Consider the following 12,586-nt stretch of genomic DNA (forward strand, 5'->3'; position numbering starts at 1 on the left):
AGGAGGGAGCAGGTTGAGTTCTTTATTAAAGCGAGTCGGCACGACCTATATTCCAGTTGCAAATCCTAAGGATTCTTCAAAATGGTACCAAAATGTTCTTGGTGCTTTTGAAAACTATGTCGATCATGACAAAGCGATTCTAGATTTCGCTGATCAAAGCTTTTTTCTAGTAAGAGCGAAAGAAGGGGAACGATTAGGGTTTACCGATTATAAAGGTAATCAGCATTTTGGTGTAACGTTTGAAGTGGATGGTTTGAATGCACTTCGAGATCTGCAAGCTGAATTACATGAAAACGGTGTGAGTGTAGGGGAAGTAGAAGATCGCGGGCATGCAGGTAATAATTTTGTGTTCAAAGATCCTGATGGCAACGTGTTCGATGTGTGGAGCGAATTACGCAAATCATAAAGAAAACTCGTCCGATGTGGACGAGTTTTTACATATTCACTGATTTTGGTTCCGCTGCTTCTTGCTCTTTGGCCATTTCTTCAGGGCTTTTCTTGTTGATAAAGAAAGAGAGCAAGAGCCCAATAAAGGTGAGTGCGACAATGACGATGAACGCGACCTTTACACCATAAATATCTGGGTTAGCAGTAGATCCTTGCTGTGCGGTTTGTGCTGTTGTCGTCATGACCGTTACGAGGATGGCTGTACCAACAGACGCTGCGATCTGCCGCATCGTGTTATTCATCGCTGCACCATGTGGGATGAGTCGTTTTGGCATCTGATTGAGTCCTGCTGTCGTAACAGGCATCATCACCATGGAAAGTCCGAACATGCGGATCGCATACATCACGGTAAGGTAGGTGATGGTAGTCGTTGGATCGATGAATACAAAACCGACTGTTGATGCGGTAACGATCGTTAGCCCCGTAATAGCAAGTAATCTCGCACCGAATTTATCAAAGATTCGACCTGTGATCGGAGACATGAACGCGACGATGACCGCTCCAGGTAAAAGGACTAATCCTGATTCAAAAGCTGTAAAGTCTCTCATGTTCTGCATGTAGAGTGGAATCAGTGTTTCTGCACCGATTAAGCCAAGGAACATGATCATTCCGATTATCGTTGTAATGGTGAAAATCTTATCTTTAAACACTCTGAATTCTAGCATAGGATGAGACATGCGTAACTGTCTGGTGATGAAGATCGCGAGCGTAACGACACCGATCGCTAGGACGATAAGCGTAATTGGGCTATCCCATCCATTGTTTCCTGCGCTTGTGAATGCATAAAGTAAACCACCGAAACCGATGGAAGATAAGATGATTGAAACTGGATCCACCTTAGGACGTGAAAGCTCTGTCACATTCTTCATGATGAAGTATGCGATGATGATGATCATGATTGAAAGCGGTAAGATCGACCAGAATAATAAGCGCCACGAATAGTTAGCCGTCAACCATCCGGAAAGTGCTGGCCCGATCGCCGGAGCGAACGAAATGACGAGCCCGATATATCCCATTGCGGTCCCTCGTTTATTAACTGGAAAAATCATTAAGAAGACAGTTTGCATCAATGGGAGCATCACACCCGCACCAGCGGATTGAATCACCCTGCCCATCAGCAACATGCCAAAGTTAGGGGCTAATCCACCGACAACGGTTCCGACTGAGAAGATCCCCATCGCGGTAATAAATAGCTGTCTTGTCGTAAATCGTTCGAGTAAAAAAGCACTCACTGGAATCATGATTCCATTCACTAGCATAAAAACGGTCGTCAGCCATTGACCGGTATTTGCTGTGATACTCATTTCTTCCATAATAGGCGGAATGGCAGTGATCATAAGGGTTTGGTTCAATATCGTAATAAACGATCCTGCGAGTAATAAGGCAGCGATCAGTAATTTATTATAAGGTTGAGTGGTCGTCATTTAAACGCCTCCTTTCTAGTTGACCGTTGTTAATTTAAGAGTTTCGTTTACTAGTTTAACTGCAATCAATTATCAAATTATACTCCTTATTCAACCTCGTGACAAACACTCTGATCGATAGAATAGTAGAATTTTTCACCCAAAAAAAGAGCCGCCGAATCGGCAGCTCTATCGTCCATCTATTTCGTAATCGTATTTAGTTCAACTTCCATATTGCCGCGAGTTGCTCTTGAATAAGGGCATGTTTCGTGAGCGGCTTTTACTAATTCTTCTGCAGTTTGTTGGTCGATGTCTGGAATCGTAACCGTTAATTTCGCACTGAGTCCAAATGCACCATCTTCTTCTTTTCCGATGGAGACATGGGCTTCAACAGAGGTATCGTTTAGTTTAACTCGCTTCATTCTTGCCACCATATTGAGTGCGCTATCGAAACATGCTGCATAGCCAGCTGCAAAAAGCTGCTCTGGGTTCGTAGCTTCTCCACCTTGTCCACCAAGCTCCTTAGGCATACGAAGATCCATATTGATCACACCGTCTGAGGACTCAACCTTCCCTTGACGACCACCGTGAGCGAATGCTTTTGCTGTGTATAATGGTTTCATTCTAATCTCCTCCTGTTATTTAAGTTGTGCACAATTTAATTTTACAAAATATAATATACGGCACATCTTTCACTTTGTCAACGATTTAAAGTTGACTTCCTTGGCTCTTCAAGATAAATTGATTGTGCACAACTTTTGTAAAAGAAGGTGTTAAAGATCGAACAAAATGATCAATTAAAATTAGAAAATCAGCTTTGTTTTTCTGTTTATGCCTGTTCAAGAGAAATTACGAAGATGTATCGTCCATACTTAGATAAGCTCGGAATTACGTATCCTCAATACCTTGTGTTACTCGTTCTATGGGAACATCACGAAACAACCGTCACAGCTTTAGGTGCAGAACTTTATTTGGATTCTGGAACGTTGACGCCACTGCTTAAAAGGATGGAAGAGTCAGAACTTGTAAAGCGCGAACGCTCTAAAGAGGATGAACGAAGAGTGATGGTACGGTTAACGACCAAAGGAGAAGAACTAAGGGAAGAAGCTTCGATTATTCCGGATGCGATGGCAGCGAACAGCGGTTTGTCAAAAGAAGAGTTTAAAAATGCGTTGACTGGTTTTCAACAGCTACTCGATCACATACATTCTATTAATGATAAGAAATAAGAAAAGACCCGAAGCACATCGCTTCGGGTCTTTTCGCTATGGCCTATAAACCTTCCCGTGTTTATCAACATAGATCGTATAAAGAATGGTTCGCTCGAATTGTTTTCCTTTCTTTGTATCACCCTCAACGTCGATCATGATGTGATAGATTCCTTCACCCGCCTTTTTAATAGGGAAAGATTCTAATGCATGAAATTTCTTTGAGCTGATCTTCTTTTGTTTTACTTTGCCATTTTTACTATATTGAATCACGATGTCTCCTTTTAGAGATTCTGTCTCGATTGCAGAAGAATCAACTACTAATTTTACTTCGCTAGATTTCTGTTCATCGACTGTAATCCCATCATTAAGCTCACTATCGTAGGATACTTGCATCAAATAGCTTTCCTTCTTCCGCTGTTTAACGATTGCCTTCCATTTACCTGAACGTGGTGAATCTACTTTTACCTGATGGTGATAGGCACCTTGAAAGATTCCGCTGTCTTTCGTTGCTTTCAAGGTTGTAAATCTTTTGCCTTCAGGACTTTCAATAATGACGTCAGAGTCTTTGTTTTGACTCATCCAATCGAACGCAATGCTCTTAGCACCTTCTTCAACTTCGAAGGTTTCAACCTTTGTTCCTGTAAATTCGCCGCCCCTAACTAGTACATTCCCCGTTTCAGTTTCTTCATTAGTACCATTGAACGATCGGTGTGATGTAAAGGCAGGAACAGACTGAGTGAGGTAAGGCTCGAACAAGTTGAATGTAGCGTTTCCGTTCTTTATTGTTCCGTGATCCCACTCCCCAACTCGAATTTCATTCCCATATGGCAGTCTAGAACTTTTGACCGTAACTGCTCCATCATTTGCTCCGTATTGTCTTAAGTAAAGACCACCCCAGTAAAGCGAGCCACCGAAGCTACCCCAATCTGTACCACCGAATGTGTAGTAGGGCGTTAGCATTGTTTTTGAATTTGAATCTGTGATCGAACGAAAGTAGCTCATATATCCGGTTTGAAGAGAATAGGTTGCATCGTTTTTGGTACCGATGATTGCAGATAGCCATCCGGCCCAGCTGCTGTAGGCAAGGTCTGCGAGTTGTGAGCCATGGTGAGGGGTTGAAAGCGTGAAGATCTTATCAACATACTGATGTGCATTAGAATGAACGAGCGCGGACTGTGCATCGATGCCGCCTTTACTATGAGTGACGAGAATCATTTTTTTACCAAAATAGGTGTACATCTCTGATAGTTTAGTGGAAAGGAGCTGACCGTTGTCCCACATGTTTTTCGTCGGGTAAAGGTCGATGAAAGCGGTTTGATAGTTCTTGTTGTATGTTATTTCATCCATATCGTTCTCGTCGATCCATGTGTTAGAAGAGCTGTTCAACCCATGTACGAACACGATTGGAAGCGACCCTGACCGCGTTGAAAGTGGCTCATCTCCTATGTACCATTCACCAGGTGTCCCAGTTGCATCACCTTTTCCAAGAATTCCTGCATATGCATCGTTAGCGAGGGGCGGTGCAAAAAAGAGAAGGAAAACAAGTAACGGAATCAGTCTTTTTTTCATAAAACCCTCCTAATTACTTTATTTCATATTCTAACTGTATGAATATTCCATCAATACAACAAGAAACGATATCACTAGTTTAAAAAAGTTTTTGATAGGTCTATTGGATTGAAATGACCGGTATATCGACATATATCTAGAAGATGTGAGAATGAATGAAAATGGTATTGAGAAAGGTGGGTATATTGCACTAACTAAAGAGCTCCTTTTAGAATAAATGGAACTTTATGGGAGGTGAAATCGTATACCTTAGTAAATGCTACAAGGGGAGGGCACAACCATGCATATTCGGATGATCCTTATTGCGGTTGTACTTTTCACGCTACCTGCTTGCATTCAGTGGGAAGAAGGAGGCCAGAATACGCCTGAAGAAGCTGTGAAAACATACGACCGAATAGAAGATGAACGTTTTTATGAAACCTATAAAGTGAATGACGAGCTAGCGTTAGTTCTTCTGAAAGGAACGTATACAGAAGAAGCAATATGGCTTGCAGAAGTTCACTTTGTTCATGACAAAAATTTGTGGAGCGTACGGTCGATCACGAATATGAAAGAACCATCTGATGACATAGGAACGTTTAAAAGAATGTTTCTTAGCAAAGACGATGGATATAGCGTTGGTTATGTAAAAGGTGACATTGACGAGAGTAGCGTCGAAGACTCTAGCAACTATCAAATTGTCACTGAACTAGAAGAGTATGAAGAATGGAAGATTTGGGTGAACGAAACGCCTTTATTGTTTTAGGGAAGTTAGGATGAAGCCAGCGGCACAAAGATACCATTCATCTGAAACATGAAAAAAGCCACACCTTATGGTGTGGCTTTCACTGTTTAGTATACTTTGTCACCATTAAAAATGGAGTTCTTCACAACCACATAATCAACGTGGCGGAGAGCATCAAGGTTCTTACCACCTGCATAAGAGATCGCAGACTGCAGATCTTGTTCCATTTCAATGAGGGTGTCCTGAAGGGAACCTTTATGTTCTACGAACATTTTCTTGCCTTCAACGTTTTTCTTCTCACCTTTTTGAAATTCAGATGCTGATCCAAAGTACTCTTTCACGAGCTTTCCATCACGTTCTGTCGTTTCACCAGGGGATTCTTCGTGTCCAGCGAAAAGTGAGCCGATCATGACCATCGATGCTCCAAAGCGAATGGATTTTGCAATATCACCATGAGTGCGGATTCCACCGTCAGCGATGACCGGTTTGCTTGCAGCTTTCGCACACCAGCGAAGAGCGGCTAGTTGCCATCCGCCTGTACCAAATCCAGTTTTGATTTTCGTAATACATACTTTACCTGGTCCAATTCCTACCTTCGTTGCATCAGCACCAGCATGCTCGAGCTCTCTGACTGCTTCTGGTGTACCAACGTTTCCAGCGATGAGGAAACTGTGTGGCAAGTTCTTTTTGATGTGTTTAATCATTTCGATCACGGCTTCAGAATGTCCGTGTGCAATATCGATTGTGATATAGTCAGGGGTCAGGTTTTCTTCTGCAAGCTGCTCGACAAAACGGTATTCTTCTTCTTTCACTCCGATACTGATCGAAGAGATAAGACCTTGCTTCTTCATATCACTCACGAAGGAAAGGCGTCGCTCCGGTTGAAAGCGATGCATGATATAAAAATAGCCATTTGTGGCTAAATAAGTAGCGATTTTTTCATCTATGATCGTCTGCATGTTGGCAGGAACAACTGGAAGCTTAAACGAATGCTCACCTAGTGTGATCGTTGTATCACATTCAGAGCGACTGTTAACCACACATTTAGCAGGAATTAATTGAATATCTTCATAATCAAACACGTTTTCCATAATACACACCCCTAAATACGAATAATCATTGATAGTGTTAAAAAATTGTTCGTCTATTACTTAATGTACATGACAAAGGTTTCCATGTCAAAACTTATTTCAGCGATTGGAGGAATCATTGTGATTAGAGAAGCAATCAGTCGTGATGTGAAAGGACTCGCACATTTGATGGGAGAACTCGGGTATCCGACGAGTGTTGAGGAAATGGAAAAAAGAATGTGCATTATCTTTGAGAACCAGTACTACCAGACTTATGTTTATGTTGATGGTGATGTGGTAGTAGGGATGATCGGTTTTATGCATTGCTATCGGTATGAAAGTAGCGACTCGTATATTAGGATAAACGGTTTTGTCGTGGACTCACATGCTAGAGGAAAAGGTATCGGAAAATCCCTTCTTCACTTTGCAGAATCTTGGGCGGAAGAGAACGGAGCATCGTTGGTTACGTTGAATAGCGGTAACCGTCCTGAACGAATCGATGCTCATGCGTTTTATGAGCGGTGTGGGTTTGTAGGAAGTGCAACGGGTTTTTATAAAAAGCTCTAGAGGCAAGTTATTATTCTCGTCCAAACCGAATATAGTTTACTAGTATTCGCTACGATTCCTGCTTGAAGGGAGAGGACGGCTATTCAACAGCAGTCGATAGGTGATTTTCCGGTAGTGTTTGTACCTGGGTTATTTGGTTCGATGGGTGACGAGATCATTCCAGGCACAGGAGACTGGCACTTTGGCCTCGCAGGAATTGTGTACAAACCTTTCGTAAAGTTACTTGAAAGAGAACTCGGTCTAAAAGAAGGAGAAAATTTCTTCGTCTCCTATTACGATTGGCGGAAACCGATCGAGCATTCAGCGAGGCGGTATTTATACGATACGATCGAGCATGCGAAGAAAATAACGGGCAAGAAAAAGGTTGTCATCATAAGTCATAGTATGGGCGGATTAGTGAGTCGCTCCTATGTCGAAAGCAACTACTACAAATTCGATGTAAGTCAGCTTATCATGATGTGTACACCGAATGCTGGCTCACCTCCTAATTTTAGTTATTGGACCGGTGGGTCATTACCTGGCGAATCAGGGGATAAATTTAACCTTGTCCGCCTTTATATGGATGCTTACCTCTGGCTTTTACCGAGGGTGACCAACATGAGTAGAGTTGATGCGATTCATGAATTTTTTAAAGGATTGAAAGATATTACGCCAGGGGCTGCTTACGGGAATTACCTTTTTATGAAAAATAACGATGGAGAATTTGGTGTCGTCCCATATCAAACGATGAATACGAAGAACAACTTCCTTGATGGCTTAAACAATAAGAGAGAAGTGATGAAGAAAAGACATATTCCAATCACACTGATCGGAGGCATCGGTGAAGAAACCATACGGTATTTGGAAGTTGAACCGTCTGATTCACCTGATATCTGGATAGATGGAGAAGTGACGAATTCGTTGAAAACAGAGCTTGGAGATGGAAATGCGACGCTGAGTAGCGTGTTTTCGCTCGAAGGTGATAAACACATCTTTCAAGGTAGTCATAACGAAGTGCTGTATAAGAGCTTGCCGCTTCTTGCAAAAAAACTTGGACGATCATGTGGGGAAGAGAAGCCATATCCATCTTTCAATGATTATTCACTGATCATCTTGAAAGGGAAAGGGCACATTAAGCTGAAAGAGAAGACTGAACACATTAGTCATTTGTTGAGGCCAGACACATCGACGTCGATCGAACACCATATGTCCGTCGTTCGGATTAAACAAATGTCTTGCCTAGTCGTTTCTCAAGAGTTTCTACGTACGTACACGGTTAACTTTGTGCCTCACGAGCTACGAGATGTGGAATATCTCCTCATTAAGAAAGGGAAGAGAACGGAGAGTCGTATACACGTCAGTTCGAAAGATCCTATTCCTGTGAATGCATTGCTCACACTTTAAATTCCATAACGCAAAATGAAACAACGGATTATCCCGTTGTTTCATTTGGTTCAACGCCGATATAACATGCGATCCCTTTACGCATATACTCAGCGAGGCCTGCTCCATATTTGTCGATGTTACGTTTGAATCGAGCGTCCTTCACATAAAGATCTCCAAGTCGATAGAATTCCTCAAGAGTATACGAACCGTTAAAATAATCGCATAAGAAATGATACCATTCATCGATGATGCTCTGTGTTTCAATCGAATGTGGGGGAATCGACGTTAGACTAGCGATCTTTCTGTAAATGGTTTCGAGTGAAGTTTGCAATTCTTTCTTTTCTTCATTTGATAAATGGTTCAACTGACTCGTGCGAGCTTTCCTCATCTTCTGGCTTGCATACTGGCTGCGGAAGAACGCAATCGCTTCAAACCTTCCCTTTTTATCCATAATACGACCTCCTTCCATCCTTAAGGAGAAGGGGAATGTTATTTTAAAATATATTCTAGGGAATCAGGGAGTATGACTTTCTGAATCACGGCTGGTACGTTCGTGAATAAAATTTTCGGAAATGCACAGATTTCTTTTCAGAATTAATGTAAACTTATTATGATAGCTTGTCGATTGTAATAACTTCAGTAATGACATCGTTTTTTATTCCAGACGATTGTTATGGTATACAGAAGTGTTAGGCTAAACATGGTCTGGGGTTGAATGAGCTTTTACGAACAGTAGGAGTATCTTGTGAGCTTTGCTGAAAATGCTTTTATGTACAAAGTGATTGTTCGTGATCGGAGCCTAACTTGAGTTGATCATTTCAACATTTCGGTATCATTGTTATACTAGTAAGAAAGTTCTGTATATTTTCGTCTTTTACTATAAATAAATGAGGGATGAGGTTATGATTGCACAAAATCAATTAGTAGACTACCTCGACCAAAACCTAGACGAATATCTTAATAGCTGGAAACGTCGAGTTAGAATCTCTGACGATGATATTTATAAGGATAAGGTAGTCGCGAATGGAAAATTAATGTATCAACTTGTTAGAACCAATATCGTTGATCCGATCGATGAAAATAAAATCGCTGAACTTGCGAAGCAAATAGCGAGGGAACGAGTTGAAGCGAATATCAACATCGGGGATTTTATTTATAATGTAAACTTAGGGAGAAGTGTGTTATTTGACCATATGACGCGATCGGATGTTTCTTCTGATGATCTTCTTCCGATCCTTCAGTCGTTTAATGACTTGTTCGACACGTTTGCCTATCATGCGGTAACGGAATATACGAAGATCAAAAGTGATGAGTTACAGGAGAAGATTTCATACATAGATGAAACTCATCAAGAAAAGCTATCGATTTTGGGGCAGATGTCTTCAAGTTTTGTTCATGAATTTAGAAATCCCTTAACAGCCATCATGGGTTTCGTGGCAATCCTTAGGAAAGAAAATCCTGAAATGAAGTATCTTGATGTGATTGAGCATGAATTGAAACAGCTGAACTTTCGCATTTCTCAGTTCCTCCACGTATCGAAGAAGGAAATCGATGGGGTGGAAGAGGAAGAATTTGAAGTGGGGGAAGTCTTCAATGATATGATCGACTTCATTTACCCAAGCGTAGTGGACGTGGATGTTCACATTTCGAATAACATACCTAAAGGGTTACGGATTTTCGGGCAAAAAGATAAGATCCGTCAAGTTCTTTTAAATATCGTAATGAACTCGATCGATGCGCTTAAGGAAATCCAAAGAAACCGGAAGATCAATCTTTTCGGTGAGAAGCTAAAGGGTGAGATGAAGCTTCATATTTCCAACAACGGACCAGCGATTCCTGAGAAAAAACTCGATACGATCTTTGAGCCGTTTTATACGACGAAGGAGCTTGGCACAGGAATCGGTCTCTATGTTTGTCAAAAGATCATTCAGAACCATAACGGTCAGATCTCATGTAAATCAGATCAAGATGAAACAACGTTTACCATTACGTTACCTCTTTGTTAAGCTAACGTGAAAAAGATGTCATTTACTGGTAATAAGTAAATGGCTTTTCTTCGTGTGGAGATAAGGATGACCGGGTATTTTATTTATAGAAGAGGGGGTTAATTCGAACCCTTCGAATTTAATCGTAAAGGTACCGGAGGAAACGATGATCACTAAAAATGCAGGAAAGATGAGTAAGCATTATTTCGTATCTTAATTCAACCTAGTGATGAATGCCAAGGGGTTCACGATAGACGAAGCAAAAGCATTCACATTTAAGGAACTGTTCGATAACGACCAGAATGCCTATGGGAAGAGTACGTATCTAGAATTTGAAAAAGCGTATGAAGAGCTGAAAGAGGACGCTGACAGGACAAACTGAAAGGACAGGCAGAGCCTGTCCTTTTAGAATTTAGAGAATCGTATATTCGTCGTGCTTCGCAACAACACGTTTTTCTTCGTCTTCAGATACTTCATGCCATTCGGCTACGATCGTGTTGTTTAAAATGCTGATAACCTTAGCTTTACGGCTACCTATTTGTACGTCACTACCGATTTCTGGGAGTATAATATCGTTCTCTACCTCCACGTAAAACCCCTCTTTTCCATTTAGAGTAGATACTATGATAACATAAATTATTTCGCATTCCTAATAATCAGGGAAAATTACCCTTTATTGATAATGACAGGTTAGATAGCGCTTGCATCTTTTAGAGGAATACATAGATCACACCGATCATATAATGAACAATAGCCTATTCTCTCCCCCCTCGTTTAGAGGGGCTTTTTATGTAGAAAAATAACATGCAAAAGCTTCTGCACTCATGTACAGAAGCTGATGTGAGTTCTAGTAGTTACGGTCACGTCTGTCCTGGCGTCTTTGCTCGGACGGTTCTTCATCCAAATCTGGCTCTTCTTCATCCATATTGTTTGGAGTATCACGTTCGCCCGGCTGACGAATGTGACGTCTGTCCATGTCGTCATCTCTGTTGTTGTCGTAACGAACTGGATCGTAATTCACATCTTCAGGCTGTTGATTCATATCGTCTTGCTCTGGCGTACAAGCTGCTAATGAGCCTGTAGAAAGAGCAGCTACCATCGTTAATACTAATGCTTTCTTCTTCATATCTTTTCCTCCTTAAATTTGATGGAATCGATTCTTAATATCACCAGAGAAAAAGTTTTTACTCTTAAAAAAAGCAGGATATTATTGTCAATCACAATCTCTTTGATCATACAAAGAAACGAATGATTTAAGTGGGGTTCTCATATGATATAGGGCATGTGAAAAGAGGTGGAGAGTGGATATGTCAGAGGAGAGCCTGCCGTTTTGCGCACAAACGAACGATGTTGCGCCATTATTTCGAGCAACTGCTTACGATCCCATCAAAAAAGAAATCGTACAGGTTAGTCTAGAAGATTATCGCGGTAGCTGGGTCATCCTATTTTTCTATCCCAGTGACTTCACATTTGTTTGACCAACAGAGTTAGCAGCGGTCGCTGCTAGTTATCCTGAATTAAAAGCGATCAACACGAATGTATTAGGAATTAGTACCGATAGTGTTTATTCTCACAAAGTTTTTACAGAAGTTTCTCCTTTAGCGGCAAAAGTCCGATATCCCCTTGTCAGTGACCGAAATCATCAAATAAGCAAATCATATCGCGTTTTAGAAGAACAGACAGGGACAGCTTTACGTGGAACAGTGATCATCGATTCTGTTGGTATGATTCGTTCGAAAATGGTCTATCCTCCAGAGGTAGGCCGGAATTCATTCGAGTTAGTAAGACTTATTCATGCTCTTCAGTACCATAAAAAAACGGGAAAAGGTGTCCCGGCAAATTGGACGCCTGGTCAAGAGGGAATAACGATCACAACACAAAATATTGGTCAACAATAAAAGTAGCGAACTATTTTGCTGCTTTTTTCGTTTTATTATGTGAAGAGAGTGTGAAAAGATCGAACGGATTAGATAAGACTATCTTCCTAATACTGTGGTTTGGGTCAAAAGTAGGGACAATTTACGTCTGGAATGTGCTTTAATAGAAGTAATAGTTGGAATATCAATGGATAATCATTACTGAAATTGGAATTGAAAGATGCAGCAATCTTCAAACAACGATTATTCTATTACATACACCTCTTTGATTATGTGCTGTTATGACGCAATCGATTCTACAGTATAAATAGAACTGCTTTACCAAAATATTCACTCAACTGTTACGTAACTATTACTTAAATGTTACA

At 41.0% G+C, this 12,586-nt stretch carries 13 protein-coding genes and 1 pseudogene; 7 read left to right on the forward strand and 7 right to left on the reverse strand.

The window, feature by feature from the left end:
- The first annotated feature begins 13 nt into the window (after positions 1–13).
- Positions 14–406, forward strand: a complete 393-nt coding sequence (locus PFZ69_RS12370; RefSeq protein ID WP_270181390.1) for a VOC family protein — start codon at positions 14–16, stop codon at positions 404–406.
- Between the two features lie 28 nt (positions 407–434).
- Here PFZ69_RS12370 and PFZ69_RS12375 read toward each other — a convergent pair whose 3' ends face one another.
- Both PFZ69_RS12375 and PFZ69_RS12380 read right to left on the reverse strand, forming a co-directional pair.
- Positions 435–1,871, reverse strand: coding sequence for an MDR family MFS transporter (locus PFZ69_RS12375; RefSeq protein WP_270181391.1), 1,437 nt, complete (start codon positions 1,869–1,871; stop codon positions 435–437).
- Positions 1,872–2,050: 179 nt separating this feature from the next.
- Positions 2,051–2,473, reverse strand: coding sequence for an organic hydroperoxide resistance protein (locus PFZ69_RS12380; RefSeq protein WP_270181392.1), 423 nt, complete (start codon positions 2,471–2,473; stop codon positions 2,051–2,053).
- Positions 2,474–2,620: 147 nt separating this feature from the next.
- Here PFZ69_RS12380 and PFZ69_RS12385 point away from each other — a divergent pair, with 147 nt between their 5' ends.
- Positions 2,621–3,079, forward strand: coding sequence for a MarR family winged helix-turn-helix transcriptional regulator (locus tag PFZ69_RS12385; RefSeq protein WP_442865154.1), 459 nt, complete (start codon positions 2,621–2,623; stop codon positions 3,077–3,079).
- 36 nt (positions 3,080–3,115) lie between these two features.
- On the opposite strand, the gene PFZ69_RS12390 is transcribed toward PFZ69_RS12385, so the two are convergent.
- Positions 3,116–4,630, reverse strand: coding sequence for an esterase/lipase family protein (locus PFZ69_RS12390; RefSeq protein WP_270181393.1), 1,515 nt, complete (start codon positions 4,628–4,630; stop codon positions 3,116–3,118).
- Positions 4,631–4,910: 280 nt separating this feature from the next.
- Here PFZ69_RS12390 and PFZ69_RS12395 point away from each other — a divergent pair, with 280 nt between their 5' ends.
- Positions 4,911–5,375 carry a hypothetical protein gene (locus PFZ69_RS12395; RefSeq protein ID WP_270181394.1) on the forward strand — a complete coding sequence of 155 codons (465 nt, stop codon included), beginning with the start codon at positions 4,911–4,913 and terminating at the stop codon, positions 5,373–5,375.
- A gap of 86 nt (positions 5,376–5,461) precedes the next feature.
- On the opposite strand, the gene guaC is transcribed toward PFZ69_RS12395, so the two are convergent.
- On the reverse strand, positions 5,462–6,445 hold the full coding sequence (gene guaC, locus PFZ69_RS12400) for a GMP reductase (RefSeq protein WP_333489739.1): 984 nt from the start codon (positions 6,443–6,445) through the stop codon (positions 5,462–5,464).
- Positions 6,446–6,565: 120 nt separating this feature from the next.
- On the opposite strand from guaC, the gene PFZ69_RS12405 reads away from it, so the two are divergent.
- Both PFZ69_RS12405 and PFZ69_RS12410 read left to right on the forward strand, forming a co-directional pair.
- A complete protein-coding gene (locus PFZ69_RS12405) occupies positions 6,566–6,991 on the forward strand; it encodes a GNAT family N-acetyltransferase (protein ID WP_270181395.1) in 426 nt (141 codons plus the stop codon).
- 141 nt (positions 6,992–7,132) lie between these two features.
- Positions 7,133–8,023: pseudogene (locus tag PFZ69_RS12410) on the forward strand (lipase/acyltransferase domain-containing protein); the annotation flags it as partial.
- Between the two features lie 379 nt (positions 8,024–8,402).
- Here PFZ69_RS12410 and PFZ69_RS12415 read toward each other — a convergent pair.
- The gene (locus PFZ69_RS12415; RefSeq protein WP_270181396.1) at positions 8,403–8,807 is read right to left on the reverse strand and encodes a TipAS antibiotic-recognition domain-containing protein; all 405 of its coding nucleotides are present in this window, start codon (positions 8,805–8,807) and stop codon (positions 8,403–8,405) included.
- A 451-nt stretch (positions 8,808–9,258) separates the two neighbouring features.
- On the opposite strand from PFZ69_RS12415, the gene PFZ69_RS12420 reads away from it, so the two are divergent.
- The gene (locus PFZ69_RS12420; protein WP_270181397.1) at positions 9,259–10,362 is read left to right on the forward strand and encodes a histidine kinase N-terminal domain-containing protein; all 1,104 of its coding nucleotides are present in this window, start codon (positions 9,259–9,261) and stop codon (positions 10,360–10,362) included.
- Between the two features lie 391 nt (positions 10,363–10,753).
- Here the strand turns inward: PFZ69_RS12420 and PFZ69_RS12425 are convergent, their stop codons facing one another.
- Together PFZ69_RS12425 and PFZ69_RS12430 are read right to left on the reverse strand one after the other, a co-directional pair.
- Complete coding sequence (locus PFZ69_RS12425; protein WP_270181398.1) at positions 10,754–10,930, reverse strand: hypothetical protein; 177 nt, start codon at positions 10,928–10,930, stop codon at positions 10,754–10,756.
- Positions 10,931–11,188: 258 nt separating this feature from the next.
- Complete coding sequence (locus tag PFZ69_RS12430; protein ID WP_270181399.1) at positions 11,189–11,467, reverse strand: hypothetical protein; 279 nt, start codon at positions 11,465–11,467, stop codon at positions 11,189–11,191.
- Positions 11,468–11,648: 181 nt separating this feature from the next.
- Between PFZ69_RS12430 and PFZ69_RS12435 the strand changes: the two genes are divergently transcribed.
- Complete coding sequence (locus PFZ69_RS12435; RefSeq protein WP_270181400.1) at positions 11,649–12,239, forward strand: peroxiredoxin; 591 nt, start codon at positions 11,649–11,651, stop codon at positions 12,237–12,239.
- The last annotated feature ends 347 nt before the right edge of the window (positions 12,240–12,586 follow it).

Origin of the sequence: Alkalihalobacillus sp. CinArs1 (assembly GCF_947387515.1) — a bacterium.
GTDB lineage: Bacteria > Bacillota > Bacilli > Bacillales > Guptibacillaceae > Guptibacillus.